The organism is Micromonospora sp. NPDC002296, assembly GCF_040296145.1.
Classification (GTDB): Bacteria; Actinomycetota; Actinomycetes; order Mycobacteriales; family Micromonosporaceae; genus Micromonospora.
In genome coordinates, this window is sequence record NZ_JBEOWQ010000039.1 from 11,903 (window position 1) to 28,126 (window position 16,224).

Sequence of the window (16,224 nt, forward strand, 5' to 3'; positions counted from 1 at the left end):
TGCCCCATCACCGCCCGGAGGCCCGCGTGCCCCAGCCCGGCACCGCCGACGTACGCCGGCACAACCGCTCCACGGACCGGACCAGTCGGTTGTGGTCGGTGCGTACCCAACTGGTCGCGCCGATCCTGATCGCCACGGTCGGCCTGCTCGTGCTCGGCACCCTGCAGACCCGCACGGCACTGGCCGCCACGGCCGACGCCGAGCGCGCCCGGGTGCTCGCCGGCACCGCCACCGCGACCGTACGGCTGGTGCACGAGCTGGAACGGGAGCTGGCCGAGACGGTCGCGTTGCGTCAGCGCGGCGGTGCCTCCGGTCGGCAGCTCGTCAACGCCCAGCGCCAGCGCGTCGACTCGGCGGCCGGGCGGTATCGGACGGCCCGGGACGACGCCCGGCGGGCCGCCCCGGCGCTGGCCGGCGCGCTGGACGGCGCGGACGGCCAGCTCGCCCAGCTCGACAACGCCCGGACCCTCGCGCTGGGCATCCGCCCCGCCGACCAGCTCTACGTGAGCCTGGTCGACACACTGCTCGGGGTCGCCGACGCGCTCCCCGCCCAGCTACGCGACACGGACCTGGCGAACTCGGCCCGCGAGGTGGCCGCCGTCGCCGCCCAGGAGCACTTCGCCGCGCTGGAGCGGGACCTGCTGCGGGCGATCTTCTCCCGGGGCGCGCTGGAGCCGGGCGAGCTGGCCCGGGTGGCCCAGTTGCGCGGGGCACAGGAGCAGCGGCAGGCCGAGTTCTCCCGGATCGCCAGCCCCGCCTCGTCGGCGACGTACAACCGGCTGCTGGACGGTCAGGACGTGGCGACCGCCCGCCGGATGCGCGACGGCGCGCTGGGCGCGGACGCGGCGCCGGAGGCACTGAGGACCGATGGCGACGCCTGGTACGTGGCGCAGAGCGGGGTGATCCGCCGGTACAACCTGATCAGCCGGGACCTGTCCGAGCAGCTCGACCGGCAGGCCGCCGGGCTGGCCGCCGCGGCCCGGCGGGACGCCCTGGTCAGCGCCGGGATCACCCTGAGCGTGGCGGTGCTCTCCTTCGTCGCTGCCGGGCTGCTCGCGATGCACACCAGCCGCCGGCTACGCCGGCTGCGGGTGGCCGCGCTGACCATGGCCCACCGGGAGCTGCCCGACCGGATCACCGCCATCGCGGCGGGCGGCCCGGCGGACGGGTGCCCCGGCGGGCCGGCCGACGGGGCGGATTCCGCGCTGGACCGGACCGCCGGCATCGCCCGGGGGCGCGACGAGATCGCCCAGGTGGCGGACGCGTTCGACACGGTGAACCGGTCGGCGTTGCGGCTGGCCGGGCAGCAGGCGGAGCTACGGGTCGACGTGACCCGGATGGCGGAGGCGCTGGCCCGACGGATCCGTACCCTGATCACCCGGCAGTTGCGCCTGCTCGACGAGTTCGAGCGGGAGGAGACCGACCCGGACGCGCTGGCCCGGCTCTTCGCCCTCGACCACCTGGCGGCCCGGATGCGCCGCAACGGCGAGAACCTGCTGGTGCTGGCCGGCGGCGAGCCGGGGCGCGGCCAGCACGGCGCGCACCTGATCGCCGACGTGGTGACGGCCGCCGCCGCCGAGATCGAGGAGTACACCCGGGTCGAGGCGGACCTGCCGCCCGTGGCCATCGACGCCGCGGTGGTCGGCAACCTGGTGCACCTGCTGGCCGAGCTGCTGGAGAACGCCACGGCATACTCCCCGCCGCACGCGATGGTCGGGGTCGACGGACGGCGCACCATCGACGGGCTGGTCCTGCGGATCCACGACCGGGGGATCGGGATCAGCGACAGCCGGCTCACCGAGATCAACGGACGGCTCGACAGGCCGGGCACCCTGTCCAGCGCCGCGGCGGGCAGCATGGGGCTGCACGTGGTCGCCCACCTGGCCGCCCGGCACCACATCCGGGTGTCGCTGCACAGCGCCGCCGGGGGCACCACGGCCACCGTCGAGATCCCGGAGAGCGCCCTCACCCTGGTGGAGAAGGTGGTGGCCCGGTCGGGTCCGGCGCCGGCCGCCCGGCCGTCGGGGACGCCGTCCTCGCCGGCCACCTGGTTCTCCACCGGCCGTGTCCCCGCCGCGCCGCAGCCCTGGTCGCCCGTCCCGGCCACCGCACGGCTCACGGCGGTCTCGCCGCCGGTACACCCCCAGCAGACCCCCGCCGTCACGCTGCCGGGGTTCGAGACGCAGCGCCGGCCCGGGCCGGCGGCACCGGCCTGGCCCGCCGGGCCCGCGGTCGCCGGCACCGGGTCGACCTGGGACGGCACGACGGGCCACGGCGGGACGGTGGGCCACGGCGGGACGGTCACGCCCGGCGGCGGGTCGCTGCCCCGACGTGCCCGCGGTGGCCAGCTCGCGCCCCCGCTGCCCTACGCGCAGCCCGCCCGGCGCCAGCCGGACGACCTGCTGGACCCGGAACTGGTCCGGGCCCGGCTCTCCGCACTGGCCGAGGGCGTCGCGACCGCGATGCGCCACGGCCAACAGAACGACGCCACCAGGAGAACCACATGACACCGCAGCCCAGCACAGGCCTGGACTGGCTGTTGGCCAGCTTCGCCACCCAGGTGCCGGACGTCGCCCACGCCCTCGCGGTCTCCGGCGACGGCCTCAAGCTGGCCGCCTCCCCCGGCCTCTCCACCGACCAGGTCGACCACCTGTCCGCCGTGATCAGCGGCCTGGCGAGCCTCACCGTGGGCGCCGCCCGGTTCATGAACGCCGGCCGGGTACGCCAGCAGATCGTCGACATGGACGGCGGGGTGCTGCTGGTGATGGCGGTCGGCGACCGGGCACTGATCGGCGTGCTGGCCGCACCCGGCTGCGACCTGGGCCAGATCGGCTACGAGACGGCCATGCTGGTGCAGCGGGTGGCCGAGGCCCTCGAACCGGCGGCCCGGTCGTGACCGCTCGCCCGACCCCGCCGAGTCGCGGGCGGGTGGCCGCCGCCCTGGTAGCGCTGCTGTCCGTCCTGCTGACGGCCGGCTGCGGTGGCGACGCGGCGCCCCAGCCGGCCCCCTGGCACGGCGGACGGATCTTCCTCGCCACCGGCAACACCACCGGCGTCTACTACCAGCTCGGCGGCGGGTACGCCGACCTGATCAGCCGGTACCTGCCCGGCTACGAGGCGCGCGCCGAGCCGACCGGCGCCTCGGGCGAGAACATCACCCGGGTCGCCGGCGGCGACATGGAGATCGCGTTCAGCCTGGCGGACACCGCGGCCGACGCGAACGCCGGGCGGGGCGCGTTCGAGGGCCGGCCGCAGCAGGTGCGCGCGCTGGCCCGGGTCTACCGCAACTACACCCACGTGCTGGTACGCACCGACGCGAAGATCACCACCCTGTCCGACCTGCGGGGCAGGCGGGTCTCCACGGGCTCCCCCCGGTCGGGCACCGACGTCATCGCCGGCCGGCTGCTCACCGCGGCCGGGATCGACCCGGAGCGGGACGTCCGCCGGGCCCGGCTCTCCCTGCCGGACACCGCCGCCCGGATGCGGGCCGGCACCCTCGACGCCATGTTCTTCTCCGGTGGGCTGCCCACGCCCGGCATCACCGACCTGCTCGCCGCCGCGCCCGGCAGGTTCCGGTTCCTGCCGATCGCCGACCTGATCGAGCCGCTGACCGCCGCGTACGGGCCGGTCTACGCCGCCGCCGACCTGCCGAAGGAGGCGTACGGGACGCCGACGGCGGTGCCGACGGTGACCGTGGCGAACATGATCCTGGTGAGCGCCGACATGCCGGACAAGCTGGCGTACGACCTGACCGCGCTGCTCTTCGCGCACCAGACCGAGCTGGGGACGGTGCACCCGGAGGGGCGCAACTTCGACCGGAGCGGCGCGGCCAACACCGACCCCGTCCCGCTGCACCCCGGAGCGTCCCGGTTCTACCAGAACGGTTGACCGGGCGGCCGGGACCGGGGCTGCCCACCGGGTGAGCACCGGCCGAACGGCACGGGGCCGGGCGGCTGCACTCTGCGGCTGACCGCGGAAGGCCCGCACCTCGCCGCGTACGGCCGCCCGGCCCGCCGGCTCACGGGATCGTCACCCCGTACGCGGCCAGGATCTCGTTGATCGGCTGGTAGTAGGTGGTGCCGCCGCTGGTGCAGTTGCCGCTGCCGCCCGAGAGGATGCCGAGGATCCGGCCGGTGGCGGCGACGTAGAGCGGGCCGCCGCTGTCGCCGGGCTCGGCGCAGATGTTGGTGCGGATCAGCCCGGAGACCGAACCCTCGGCGTAGTTGACCGTGGCGTTGAGGGCGGTGATCGTGCCGCACCGCACGCCGGTGGTGGAGCCGCTGCGGCAGACGGCCATGCCGACGACCGGGGTGGCGGTTCCGGTGACGGTCACCGTCCCGGGGTACGTGTGGACGGCGCTCGGGTGCGGGACCGTCGACGAGGTGTAACGGACGATCCCGTAGTCGTTGCCGGGAAAGCTGGTGCCGGTGCGGGAGCCGAGGACCGTCGTGTTGGCGCTGTCGGCGTACCAGGTGGTGGCGATCGACGTGCAGTGGCCTGCGGTGACGAAGTAGTAGGTGCTGCCGCTGCGGACGTTGGCGCCCAGCGAGCAGCGGCCCCCGCCGCCGGCGTAGATGGCCTGCCCGCCGGCGATCAGGGTGCTGAGCCGGCCGGGCTCCCGGCGGACCACGGCGTCGGTACCGGCCAACCGGGTGCGCAGCGCGGCCAGTTGGCTCTCGCTCACCGTGTCGTCCACCGCGACGGTGGTCCGGCCGGTGGCCGGGTCCACGGCCCACGCGGTGCCGGCCGGAGCGGTGGCGGCCATGGAGATCGACGCGGCGGCGACCGGCGCGGCGGCTGGCGCGGCGGCCCGGGCGACCGCCGGTGGTGCCGCCAGGGGGACGACGAGCAGGAGTGCGAGCAGGGGAAAGCGACGCATTCGAGCCTCCACACATCGGTAACAATGGATTCCCTACAGCATCCGCGCCCCGCCCGCCCCGTTCAATACGCCAAGCCGAGTCGACACCCCGAGGCCCCCACCCCCACCCACCCGCCGGGCGGCACCCCGGGATGGTGCTCTTTCGGGGAAAGAGTGGTGTCCCGTCGCGCGACGGCCACTAATTCCCGGAATCAGCGCGGGCGGCGCCGGCCGGCTGCTGACGCCGCCGGGTGGCGAAGAAGAGCGCGGCGGCCCGCCGGACGACGGTGGGTCGGCGCGGGTCGACGGCGACCTCGCGGAGCAGGTCCCGGTTCACCGTGGCGGCGGTCAGCGTGGTGAGCAGCGCGAAGCACTCCTGCCGCACGTCCGGCGGCGGGTCGACGCCGTCGACCGCCGGGCCCGGGCGCGGCGACCAGTGGGTCAGCAGCGCCGCCAGCACGTCCGAGCGGACCACCGGGCCTGCGGCGCCGCCCGCGGCCAGGTAGTGCCCGGCGGCGACCGCCCCGGCCGGGTCCCGCGCCACGTCCCGGAGGAACCCCGGCGCGACCGTGGCCCGGCTCATCGCCCACAGCCCGACGCCCCGCTGGGGGGTGCTGGTCATCGCCGTGATCCAGCGCTGCGCGCTCCAGTCCCGGGCGAGCGGACCCGCCGCCAGGTGCTCGACCAGGCCGGGCCAGGTCGGGGCCAGCGTGCCGGGAGCAGGGGCCGGCCCGCCCGCCGCACCGGACCGGGCGGCGGGCACGCGGCCGGCCCCGGCGTCGGAGAACAGGCCGGTGGCGAGCAGGACCAGCCGCACGTGCCGATCCCAGTCCGGCAGCACCCGGTCCGGCTGGTACGGCGCCTGCCCCGCCGACCAGTCGACCACCGCCGCGACCGGGTCGACGCCGGTCACCGCGGCAGCCGCCGCCACCTCGACCAGCTCGGTGTGGCGCTCGGTCAGCCAGTCGGCGACCGGCCCGCCCCGCACCGCCCGGCGCAGCGTGTCGCACGTCGTGTCGAAGCTGGCCCGCCCGCCGCCGAGCAGGGCACCGACGAACCGGTCCAGCAGCACCGCCGGGTCTGCCACCGGGTCCGGGCCCGCCAGCCCGGCCTGCCAGACCGCGGCGGCGATGGTGGCGGTGAGGGGGTTGCGCAGCGCCGGGCGTGCCCGCTGGTGGTCGACCCAGCTCAGGAAGCGCCGCGCGGCCACCGCGTCCGGGAACCAGCGGTGCGCGAACCGCCCGACGTCCGGGTCGGTGAACGGCGCCAGGTGGTACGCGGCGTACCCGGGGCCCAGAACCGCCAGTTCGTTCTCCGCGAGCTGACGGGTCGTCACCAGGACCCGCCACGGCCCGGCCGGGGGCGCGGGGGCGCGGGCCAGCGCGGCGAGGCGGTTGAGCACCTCCGCCCGGTCGTCCGGGTCCGCCACCGCGTCGACCCCGTCGACGCAGACCAGCCACGCCCGGTCCGGCGCGGGCTCCCGCGCGAAGTCCAGGCCGGGCACCAGATCGCGGTACGCCTCGGCGAGCGCGGCGGGCAGCGGTTGGTGCACCAGCGCGGTCGCCGGCAGGCCCACCACCACCGGCCCGGGAGGGGTCCGGCGCAACCGGCCCCGCCCGGCGAGCCACCACCGCGCCGAGCTCGCGCACGCCTGCCCGACCAGCGCCGATTTCCCGCTGCCCGGCTCGCCGATCAGCAGCACGTGCCCGGGGCCGGTGAGCAGCGACCCGGCGGCGACAGGGCCGGCGGCGGGGTCGAGCCGGGAGACGACCCGGCGGGCGACGTACACCTCCGACAGGGGGCGGACGTACCCTCCGGCGATCCGGTGCGGGTGGACGATCGCCTCCTCCGACTGGGCCCTCCACAGCGGGCTCAGGGCGGCCCACCAGCCGCTCCCGCGCCGGCCGCGCAGGTGGCGGCGGACCGCCAGGATCGCGGCGGCCAGCGCCAGCAGCCCGCTGACCACGCTGGCCACCTTATCGAAGTAGTCCCAGGTCACGCGCCCACCCGGGCCGGCCCGCCCGGCGAGTCGTGGTGGGCGCCGCACCCGCCGCAGTACGGGCGGGTGTGCAGTTCGCCGCAGTGTTCCCACGGCGGCACCCGCTGCTCGGGGGCCGGATGCGGCGGCGGGTCCGACCGCCCCGGGTCGCCGGACACCCAGGAGGACGTCTGCGGCGCGACCGCCGCGGAGTACTGCCAGCGCCGCAGGTCGACGTGGGGCTTGAGGCGTACGTCGCCGGCGGCGGCGTCCCGCACGTCCACGATCCGGTCGAGCTGCCGCAGCTTGTCGTGGTGGCCGCCGGCATGGGCGAGGGCCACGGCCCGCCCGAGGTGGTGCTCCGCGTCGGTGAGCCGGCCGACGCCGGCCGCCGCCAGCGCCAGCCCCACCTGTTCGGCGTACCCCTGCTGGTGGGTGTAGTGGGCGACGGTCTCGTGCACCCGGGAGAACAGCTCGATCTCGTCGGTCCACTCCACGTCCACGGGCACCTCGGCGGTGTCCGGGGCCGCGTCGACCCGTACGCCCAGCCAGCCGATCCGCCGCCGCGCCTGCGGGGTCATCGGGTCCACCTCCAGGGCGACGTGGTAGTCGCGCCGGTCGGCCGGGCTCCACGCCCCGATGGGGAAGTCGGTGGTGAGGTCACCGGCGGCCACGCCCCGACCGGTGAGGTCGGCGATGGTCGGGTACACCTGTTTGACGAAGCGGATCCGGGCCAGCGCGCTGGTGCGTACCCGCAGCCGGGCGTCGGCGGCCCGGCGGTTCAGCGCCCGGTCCAGCACCGCCGCGAACTCGGCGGCGAGGCCGTCGAGGTCCTCCACCGGCACGACGGGGTTGGCGCCCAGCGCGTCGGCAATGCCGAGCAGTTCCGGGCCGTCCCAGTCGTGCACCCCGTCGGCCGAGCCGATGGCCCGGCAGTCCACGGTGAACCGGCCCGCGCAGGCGTCCACCGCCGCCCTCAGCTCGGCGGGCCGCTGGGACTCGTTGCGGCCGTCGGTCAACAGGATGGCGTGCCCGATCGCGTCGGGCCGGGTTCCGAGCAGGTCCCGGGCCAGCAGCAGCCACTTGCCGATGGCGGTGCCGCCGTGCGGCGACGCCCTGCGTACCGCGCGCCGGGCCGCGGCCCGGCTGCCCACGTCGGCGACCGCGAGCCGCCGCTCGCCGGGGTAGATCATCTCGGCCCCGCTGGTGCCCTCCACCACGGCGAACGCCACCCCGTCGGGCAGCGCGTCGACGGCCGCGAGGGTGGCCGCGCGGGCGGCCCGCATCTTGGCCTGCGGCGCACCCATCGAGCCGGAGCAGTCGAGCAGGATCACCTCGGCGAGTTCGTCGTGTCGCGCGTCGCCCCCGGCCGGTCCGGCCCGCACCGCGGCGACGACGTCGACGGTCCCGCCGTCGGTCGGCAGGTACTCGCTGTGGTGGGCGGTCAGGTCGAGCCGCAGCCCGTCCGGTGCCGTCACGCGGGGCTCCTTTCGTCGGGTCCGCCGGCCGGCGGCTGACCGGCCACCGGCTCGCCGCGCCTGCCGGGGATCACCACCAGGTCACCGGCCGGTGCGCGTTGGCGAGGTCCACCAGCGCGATCCGCTCCCGCCGGTCGCCGGTGTGCCCGGCCAGGGACCGGCAGGTACGTTCGAAGACGCGGCGCAGGGTGTCCGGGTCGAGCCGGTGACCGAACAGGCGCCGGTCGGCGTACCGCCCGTCGGCCAGGTCACTGCCGAGGGCGATCCGTAGGATGTGCGCCTCGACCAGGTCGCGTTCGGCGAACGGGGGCAGCTTCTCCACGACGGCCGCGGCGTCGAGCGCGGCGTCGAGCCGATGGCCGTCCTCCGGCGCCTCCAGCAGCATCCGTACCGCGCAGGTCGCAGCCACCGTCGAGGCGCGGGACGACTCCGGCACGGTGAGCAGGACGGCGGCGGCGGCGCGTGGGCCCTCGGTGACGAACAGGCAGCGGGCCAGCCCGAAGGCGGCGGCGACCACACCCCGATCGGTCTCCCACACCCCCCGGTAGTGCGCGGCGGCCGTCGGGTGGTCGCCGGCGACCTCGCAGGCCACGGCGTACGCCAGGCGGGCGGACACCTCGCCGGGCAGCCACCCGTACACCCGCCCGAACCGGTCCCGGGCAGCGGCGCCGTCGGTGTCCACCAGGGCGACCAGGCCTTGGTGCCACCACAGTGACCAGCCCCGCCGGTCGTCGGGGATCCCGGCGAGCAGCGGCCCCGCCTCGTCCGCCCGGCCGGCGGCGAGGTACGCCCGCACCGTCCGGTAGGTGACCTCGGCCGTGTGCTCGGGCGCGGTGCCGAGCAGGGCGATCAGCTCGGCGGGTTCGGCCTGGCCGAGCGAGGCGAGGAAACCGGCCGCCGGGTCGTTGCCGTCGACCAGCGGCATCGGCAGGCCGAGCACGATCTCCACCATGTCGAGGGCGTCGACGTCGGCGTGCAGGGCGAACGCGCACGCCGCCGGGCTGAACAGGGTGGACCGGGTGGGCCGGGGAATGCCGTCGGCGGCCGAGCGCACCTGCCGGCGCACCCCCCTGACCTGCTCGCGCATCTCGGCGGCGGAGCCGAACCGCTCCTCGGGTTCGACGGCGGTGGCCCGCGCCAGCAGCCGCGCGAACGGGTCGAGGGGGGCCGGCAGCGGCAACCGCAGCAGGTCCTGCCCCACCGGCAGGGGCCGCAGGTCGGTCGCGCTGACCGCCAGGGTCAGCGCGGCGACGGTACGGCCGACCGTGTAGATGTCGGAGCGGACGCTCGGCCCCGCCGGGCCGAGCCGCTGCACCTCGGGGGCCTCGAAACCGGCCGTGCCCCAGGGCGGGCTGACGGTGTTGTCGATCCGCCGGGCCGCGCCGAAGTCGACGAGCTTGAGCGGGCCGTCCGGGCCGTACCCGCCGATCAGCATGACGTTCTCGGGCTTCAGGTCGCAGTACAACCAGCCCTGGTCGTGCAGGTACTCGAAGGCGTCGAGGATCTGCACCCCGTACCCCAGCGCCTGCGGCACGTCCACGGCGGACGGGCCGCCGTCCGGGCCGATGGCGCGGCGGGCGTCCTCCAGGGTGCCGCCGTTGACGTACTCCATCACCAGGTACCCGACGTCGGAGTCGGACTCGGGACGCAGCGCGTGGGTGATCGTCACGATGCGGGGGTGGTTGAGCGCGATCAGGGCCTGCCGTTCCCCGACGAACGCCGCTGCCGCCTCCCGGTCCTCGGGGTTGCGCTGCCCCTTCAGCACCCGCCAACTGCCGTCCATGTCCTCGTCGCGGGCGAGGAACACCCAGCCCACGCCGCCGTGCCCCAGACAGCCCTCGATCCGGTACCGGCCGGCCCGCACGTCGCCCATGGCCAGCGGCGGGGTGAACGAGTAGCGGGAGCCGCAGTTCGGGCAGTACCCGCTGACCCGGGGCACCCTGCGCCGGCACGTCGTCTGCGGGCAGTAGCGGGAATGCTCGGGCACGACGGCCTGGGACAGCACCGCCTCCAGCGGGTCCCGGGCCCGGGCCGGCGGGATGAGCGCCGGGCTCTCCCACGGCCGGCCCCGGGGACGCCACGGCTCGCGGGACTGCACCGGGAAGGGCCGGGGGACGCGGGACGACGGCTGCGGGACCACAGACGACGACGGGCGGACCGCCGACGGTGGCGGGTCCGCGCCCGGCGGGCCGCCGTCGCACGGGTGGCCCCACAGCCGGCAGTAGCCGTCCTGGTCCACCGTCCCGGGGCAGTTGCGTTCCGCGCAGGCGCGGCTCGTCGGCGTCATCGGGTCACCTCGTTCACGGCCTGTTGGTAGGCGCGGACCGCCCGGCTCGCGGCGGTCACGGCGAAGCGATCGGGGCGCAGCCTGTCCCGCGCCTCGCGGTAGCTCTGCTCCAGGTCCGGGTGCTCGGCCCGGCCCTCGTCGGCGGCGCGCTGCCGGTACGCCTCCAGCCGCCCGCCGAGTTCCACGTGGCAGCGGCCGCGCAGCCGCCGCCGGGCGGCGTCGACCTGGTCGGCGACCCGGTCGAGGGCGGCCTCCAGTTCGCCCACCGAACCCGCCGAGCCGGCCGAGCCGGCGGGGTCCGCCGAGCCCGCCGGGTCGTCGGGCGACGCGGTGCGGGCCGCGGCGGCACGGGCGAGCAGCCCGTCGACGTCGACGGCGGCCACCGGGTCGCCGCCGTCACCAAGCCCCTCCCGGGCCGCCTCGGCCGCGAACTCCCGCAGGCGCTTCACCGACGAGCACAGCCGCCGCTCCCCGGGCGTCCGCCGGTCCGGGTCGTCGATGGCCGGGGCGTGCGCCCGGCGTACGGCGGCGAGGTCGTCCGCGAGGCCGGCCAGCGCGTCGCGCCAGGGGCCGGGACGGGCGCAGCCCACCGGGTCCGCCGCGGCCTCCCGCTCCAACCCGGCGAGCCGGACGGCGGGCACGTCCGGTGCCGTCGCGTCCCGAACGGCCACCCCGGCCCCGTGCCGCGGGTCGGCGACCTCCTTGCGCAGCCGGTCGAGGTCGGCCTCCACGAACCGCACGGCCGCGCGGTACGCGTCGACGAGCCGGTGGATCGTGGCCCGGCGTTCCCGGGCCGCCGCGACGATCTCGTCGAGGGACAACCGCTCGATCCGGGGCACCTCCCCCGTGGCGGAGGTGAACGTGACCTCGATCGGGTCGGTGAGCAGCCGGGCGATGCGGTCGTTGCGCCGCGCCGCCGGGTCGGGGCCGTCGTCCATCGGGTCGAGGGCCAGCGACAGGCAGCCGAGCACGTGCAGCTCGTCCCAGGCCGCGTTCTCCGTCCCGGCGGTGACGCCGGTGAGCGGGGCGCGGAACTCGCCGGTGATCAGCGCCTGCGCCTCCAGCAGCCACTCGGCGGCCAGGCCGTGCGCGGCCCGCACCGCGTCGAGCCGATCGCCGTCCGGCATCACGCCCCGCCCCTCACCCGGGCGGCCACGACGTGACCGGTGGGCCCGGTGTCGGCTGCCCCCGGTCGGGGTGGTCGGCGAGCCACTGCCGGTGGGCCGTCGACCACACCCCGGAGGCGCGGGTGGACTCCAGGACGTGGTTGACGAACCGGGCCAGCTCGAGGCTGTCCGGGTTGTCCCGGGCGAACGCGAAGGCGTGCGGCTCGTCGGTGAACCAGGTGCACGGTCGCCTGCCGTCGTGGTAGCGGCAGAACTGGGCGTTGTCCCGGGGCGGCTCGGTGACCAGCGCGGTGTCGGGCGTCATCCGGGTGAAGCCGAGGAGGATGTTCTCGTCCGTGCTGACCGCGTCGACCTGCCCCTGGCGCAGCATGACCAGGCAGTCGACCGGGTGGGCGGCCTGCACCGGCACCAGGCGCGCGCCGTCGGCCGTGCGATAGCCGGCGATCGCCGCGAGCGAGGTGGTCCGCGCCGCCGCGCAGACCCGCCGGCCGCCGAGCTGCTCGATGCCCGCGTACTCCGGCCGGCCACCGACGCGTCGGACCAGCGCGGTCTGGCCGGAGTCGAGGTAGTCGTTGGAGAAGAGGACCTGCTTCGCCCGCTCGCAGCTCGCCGTCAGCGAGGTGGCGATGAGGTCGACCCGGTCCGGGTGGTCCGGCGCCAGCATCTCGAAGGCGCCCTGCCCGGGCGGCACCACCTTGAAGGTGATCCGCTTGCGCGGCTCCTCCCCCGGCCAGATGGCCCGGGCCACCGCCAGCAGGAGGTCGATGTTGAAGCCCTCGAACTGCTGCGTCTCGGCGTTCCAGTGGCTCATCGTGGCGTCGGACGGGTCGACGCCCGCGACCAGGCCCTGCCCCGACGCCCGGTCGCGGATCACCCGTGGCGGGGTGCCGCTCGGGGCGAAGCTGCTGCGCACCGTGCAGATGGCGTTGGCCGGCTCACCACCGGCGGCGATCCGCTGCACGCCCGAGGGCACCGCGGTGGGTACGGCGGCGGAGTCCGGCGGGACCGCCGTGCACGCCGCCGCCGCCAGCAGCAGTACGCCCGCCAGCACGGCCCGGACGGCCACCGGCCCGCCGCCGGGACGGGCCGCCGAGCGCCTCGTCACCTGTGTCGTCATCGGTTCCTCCGCCCGTCTCACCGGTACTCGGCCAGGCGTTGCCGCAACCCGACGACGACCGCGGCGCCGGCGAGCAACGCGACCCACGCGGCGAGCCCACCGAACTGGCGCGGCGTCGCCGGCAGGCCGCCCACGTGGCCGGCGACCACCTTGTCGCCCTCGTCCAGCCGGTTGGTGAGGGCGACGGTCGCCGCGTCGAAGGACTTCCCGGCGGGCCCGGCGTCCAGCACCGCGTCCAGGGCCCGGCGGAACGCGTCCGGCTCCTGGCTCTGCCGGGCGGTCCACACGGCGGTCAGGGTGGCGCAGTCCACCCCGTCCGGGACGGCGCAGAGCCGCCGGCCGTCGAAGTCCTCGTGGTGGCCCACCGGGTCGACGCTGGCGCCGAGCCCCAGGTAGACGTCCGCGCGGCCGGCCAGCAACGTGCCGAGCCGCTGCTGGGTGGCGCTCTGCTCGTCCACGGCCCGCGCCAGCTCGGGGAACCGGCTGTCGGCGGCCGGCCAGTGCGACCACGAGGCGACGGCCAGGGCCAGGACGGCCACGACGCCCGCCGAGGCGACCAGCAGGCCGGCGTTGAGCCGACGGCGGGTGCGCCGCCACAGCCACCACTGCACGGCCCCGAGCGCCGCCAGGGTCAGCAGCGGCATCAGCAGAGAGGCGGCCACCCACCACCGGGCGTCGACCCGGGCCTCCCGCAGCAGCCTGGTGTCGTAGTCCCACAGGGTCTGGGCGGCGGTCAGCAGCTGGGTGGACAGGTAGTGGGACGCCTCCCGCGCGTACGCGGAGGCGAGCACCCCCTGGTTGGCTGCCGTCCCCGGCCCCTCGGCCACCGCCAGCGCATCGGAGATGATGCGCTGGTAGACCTGCAACCGGGCGGCGATCGTGGCCAGCTTCGCCAGTCGGTCCGGGTCGTCGACCGCCGCGCCCATCGAGCCGTTCAGCGCGTGCTCGACCTCGTGGATCTTCCGCTGGTAGTCGGCCTTCAGCCCGGGCGCCCGTTCCTCGCCGGGCGGCAGCAGGAAGACGGCGCTGGCGGCGACGTCGGCATCGGCCAGGCCGACGTAGATCTGGCGGGCGCTCGTGCCGGTCCGCACGGCGGACGCGGCGGACCGTTCGCCCAGCGTGGTCGCCGGGCCGCCCGCGCGCAGGGCCACCACGGCAGTGGCGAACAGCAGGGCCGCGAGGAGGAGCCCGTGGAGCACGATCCGTGCGGGGGTCGTGCGGAGCGGGTCCCGCCAGCGCGCGGGGCCGCCCCGGCCCGGCTGGGCCGCGCCCCGGGTCAGCGTCGCGGTCGACGCCTCGGCCCTGCGGCCGGCTTCCACACGTACGGTCATCCGCGCCCCCGTCCGCCCCCGCCGCGCGCCGCCTCCGGCTCGCCGGCCGGGTCTGGCCGGCGCGGATGGACACCGGCGGGGAAGATCCAGGATGGCAGAGCGGCCGGGTGGCCGGCCGCACCATGTCCGGTATCCGACCGGACCGACAAAGTGGACGTCGGCCGGTGCCGCTATCCGGCGTCGGCCGCGCCCGAGCGGTCCGGTTCGGCCGTGGTCGAACGCTCGGCGACGATGACCGCGACGCCGTCGAGCACCCGCTGGAGGCCGAACTCGAACGCGTACTCCGGCCCGTACGCCGCGCCGTGCGCCTCCCCGGCCGCCGAGCCCACTCGGGAGGCCGTCGGGTACCTGCCCGGCTCCACGAACCTCTCCAGCCAGGGGGCGTGCGACTGCCACCACTGGCCGTCCGTCATGCCGGTCTCGCGCTCCAGGTCGACCACGTCCAGCGCGGCCCGCGCCGCGCTCTTGACGTGCCCGAGGACCAGGGTGAGCACGGCGTCCATCTCCACGTCGTCGAGGCCGATGCCGGCCACGGCGCCGAGCTCGTAGTCGTACTTGGCGAGCAGGTTCGGGCCGAGCACGGGCCGGCTGGTCTCGGCGCGCAGCAGCCACGGGTGGGCGCGGTAGAGCTCCAGGTTCTCCCGGGCGACCTGTTCGAGCCGGGCCCGCCAGCCGCCGGGGACGTCCGCCGGACGCCTCATCTCGCCGTAGACCGTGTCGACCATGACGTCGCGCAGCTCGGCCTTGCCCGGCACGTACGTGTAGACCGACATCGTCCCGACGCCCAGCGCCTCGCTGACCCGGCGCATGGTGAGCGCGTCGATCCCCTCGGCGTCGGCGATCTCGATCGCCGCCCGGACGATCCGGTCGACGCTGAGCCCCGGCCCGGCGCTGCGGCTGGTCGGCTCCCGGGTACGCCAGAGGATGGCCAGGCTGCGGGCGGGGTCGATCTTGCCCTTGCGCTCGTTCGGCATAGTGCCGCCATCCTATCCAGCGGCATACGGTACGACGTACGGGCCCGGATCAGCCGGCGGGTCGGTCGGCCGGTTAGCGCCCGATGGCCGCGTAGCGGGCCTCGGTGTCGGCCTTCTGCGGCCCCCACCACCACTCGTTGCCCCGGTACCAGTCGATGGTGGCGGCCAGCCCGTCGGGCAGCTCCGACCAGCGGGGCCGCCAGCCCAACTCGCGGCGGATCTTCCCGCTGTCGCAGGCGTAACGCAGGTCGTGGGCGGGGCGGTCCGGCACGCTGTCGAAGTCGTCGGCGGGCCGGCCGAGCAGCGTCAGGGTCAGCTCCAGCAGGGCCCGGTTGCTCCACTGCGCGCCGGAACCGATCAGGTACGTCTCGCCGAACCTGCCGGCGTCGAGGATCAGCAACACCGCGTCGTTGTGGTCGTCGACGTGGGTCCACTCCCGCACGTTCTCGCCGGTGCCGTAGAGCTTCGGCCGCCGCCCGAGCAGCACGTTGGTGATCTGCCGGGGCAGGAACTTCTCCACGTTCTGGTACGGCCCGTAGTTGTTCGCGCAGTTCGACAGCGTCGCCCGAACCCCGTACGACCGGGCCCAGGCCCGGACCAGCAGGTCCGAGGCCGCCTTGGTCGCCGAGTAGGGGCTCGACGGGTCGTACCGGGTCTCCTCGGTGAACGCCCCGCCGCCGTGCAGCGGCAGGCTGCCGAACACCTCGTCGGTGGAGACGTGGTGCAACCGCCGGTCGTGCCGGCGGACCGCCTCGAGCAGCACGAAGGTGCCCTCGACGTTGGTCCGCAGGAACGGGATGGGGTCGGAGAGGGAGTTGTCCACGTGGGACTCGGCGGCGAAGTGGACCACCGTGTCGCAGTCCCGGACGAGGGCGTCGACCAGGTCGGCGTCGCGGACGTCGCCGTGAACGAAGGTGATCCGGTCGCCCACCTCGGCGAGGCTGTCCCGGTTCCCGGCGTAGGTGAGCGCGTCGAGGACGGTCAGCCGCAGGCCCGGCCGGGCGGCCAGCGCCCGGTGGACGAAGTTGGCGCCGATGAACCCCGCACCCCCGGTGACCAGCATCTTCTCCATGC

Annotated in this window: 12 protein-coding genes; 3 read left to right on the forward strand and 9 right to left on the reverse strand. The window is 76.1% G+C overall.

From position 1 onward, the window contains the following. Positions 1-26: 26 nt before the first annotated feature. From ABT023_RS23685 to ABT023_RS23695, 3 genes are read left to right on the forward strand one after another with little or no spacing between them, the layout of a single operon-like run. Positions 27-2,507 carry a sensor histidine kinase gene (locus tag ABT023_RS23685; protein ID WP_350888586.1) on the forward strand — a complete coding sequence of 827 codons (2,481 nt, stop codon included), beginning with the start codon at positions 27-29 and terminating at the stop codon, positions 2,505-2,507. Next, positions 2,504-2,896 (forward strand): roadblock/LC7 domain-containing protein, encoded by a 393-nt coding sequence (locus ABT023_RS23690; protein WP_350888587.1) that lies wholly within the window; start codon positions 2,504-2,506, stop codon positions 2,894-2,896. Before ABT023_RS23685 ends, ABT023_RS23690 begins: the two co-directional genes overlap by 4 nt. Beyond that, on the forward strand, positions 2,893-3,888 hold the full coding sequence (locus ABT023_RS23695) for a TAXI family TRAP transporter solute-binding subunit (protein ID WP_350888588.1): 996 nt from the start codon (positions 2,893-2,895) through the stop codon (positions 3,886-3,888). The genes ABT023_RS23690 and ABT023_RS23695 overlap by 4 nt, the downstream gene beginning before the upstream one ends. Positions 3,889-4,018: 130 nt before the next feature. Here the strand turns inward: ABT023_RS23695 and ABT023_RS23700 are convergent, their stop codons facing one another. The 9 genes from ABT023_RS23700 to rfbB form a co-directional block, all read right to left on the reverse strand. Further along, positions 4,019-4,879 carry a S1 family peptidase gene (locus ABT023_RS23700; RefSeq protein WP_350888589.1) on the reverse strand — a complete coding sequence of 287 codons (861 nt, stop codon included), beginning with the start codon at positions 4,877-4,879 and terminating at the stop codon, positions 4,019-4,021. Between the two features lie 178 nt (positions 4,880-5,057). Beyond that, positions 5,058-6,857 (reverse strand): NACHT domain-containing protein, encoded by a 1,800-nt coding sequence (locus ABT023_RS23705; protein ID WP_350888590.1) that lies wholly within the window; start codon positions 6,855-6,857, stop codon positions 5,058-5,060. Beyond that, the gene (locus ABT023_RS23710) at positions 6,854-8,314 is read right to left on the reverse strand and encodes a VWA domain-containing protein (protein ID WP_350888591.1); all 1,461 of its coding nucleotides are present in this window, start codon (positions 8,312-8,314) and stop codon (positions 6,854-6,856) included. The genes ABT023_RS23705 and ABT023_RS23710 overlap by 4 nt, the downstream gene beginning before the upstream one ends. A 70-nt stretch (positions 8,315-8,384) precedes the next feature. Then, positions 8,385-10,601, reverse strand: a complete 2,217-nt coding sequence (locus tag ABT023_RS23715) for a tetratricopeptide repeat protein (RefSeq protein ID WP_350888592.1) — start codon at positions 10,599-10,601, stop codon at positions 8,385-8,387. Continuing rightward, positions 10,598-11,728 carry a hypothetical protein gene (locus ABT023_RS23720; RefSeq protein ID WP_350888593.1) on the reverse strand — a complete coding sequence of 377 codons (1,131 nt, stop codon included), beginning with the start codon at positions 11,726-11,728 and terminating at the stop codon, positions 10,598-10,600. The genes ABT023_RS23715 and ABT023_RS23720 overlap by 4 nt, the downstream gene beginning before the upstream one ends. Positions 11,729-11,741: 13 nt before the next feature. Further along, positions 11,742-12,845, reverse strand: a complete 1,104-nt coding sequence (locus ABT023_RS23725; RefSeq protein WP_350888594.1) for a transporter substrate-binding domain-containing protein — start codon at positions 12,843-12,845, stop codon at positions 11,742-11,744. 17 nt (positions 12,846-12,862) lie between these two features. Next, complete coding sequence (locus ABT023_RS23730) at positions 12,863-14,176, reverse strand: GlnX family signal transduction membrane protein (protein WP_350888595.1); 1,314 nt, start codon at positions 14,174-14,176, stop codon at positions 12,863-12,865. Between the two features lie 170 nt (positions 14,177-14,346). Then, positions 14,347-15,150: a TetR/AcrR family transcriptional regulator gene (locus tag ABT023_RS23735; protein ID WP_350888596.1), complete on the reverse strand. Its 804-nt coding sequence runs from the start codon at positions 15,148-15,150 to the stop codon at positions 14,347-14,349. A 73-nt stretch (positions 15,151-15,223) separates the two neighbouring features. Further along, positions 15,224-16,213 (reverse strand): dTDP-glucose 4,6-dehydratase, encoded by a 990-nt coding sequence (gene rfbB, locus ABT023_RS23740; protein ID WP_502890744.1) that lies wholly within the window; start codon positions 16,211-16,213, stop codon positions 15,224-15,226. Positions 16,214-16,224: the final 11 nt, after the last annotated feature.

What these genes read in the sequence shown, in the direction of transcription:
- ABT023_RS23735 (WP_350888596.1), bottom strand. Translation starts at nt 15,150, where the DNA reads ATGCCGAACGAGCGCAAGGGCAAGATCGACCCCGCCCGCAGCCTGGCC.
- ABT023_RS23730 (WP_350888595.1), bottom strand. Translation starts at nt 14,176, where the DNA reads ATGACCGTACGTGTGGAAGCCGGCCGCAGGGCCGAGGCGTCGACCGCG.
- ABT023_RS23720 (WP_350888593.1), bottom strand. Translation starts at nt 11,728, where the DNA reads ATGCCGGACGGCGATCGGCTCGACGCGGTGCGGGCCGCGCACGGCCTG.
- ABT023_RS23690 (WP_350888587.1), top strand. Translation starts at nt 2,504, where the DNA reads ATGACACCGCAGCCCAGCACAGGCCTGGACTGGCTGTTGGCCAGCTTC.
- rfbB (WP_502890744.1), bottom strand. Translation starts at nt 16,213, where the DNA reads ATGCTGGTCACCGGGGGTGCGGGGTTCATCGGCGCCAACTTCGTCCAC.
- ABT023_RS23715 (WP_350888592.1), bottom strand. Translation starts at nt 10,601, where the DNA reads ATGACGCCGACGAGCCGCGCCTGCGCGGAACGCAACTGCCCCGGGACG.
- ABT023_RS23700 (WP_350888589.1), bottom strand. Translation starts at nt 4,879, where the DNA reads ATGCGTCGCTTTCCCCTGCTCGCACTCCTGCTCGTCGTCCCCCTGGCG.
- ABT023_RS23725 (WP_350888594.1), bottom strand. Translation starts at nt 12,845, where the DNA reads ATGACGACACAGGTGACGAGGCGCTCGGCGGCCCGTCCCGGCGGCGGG.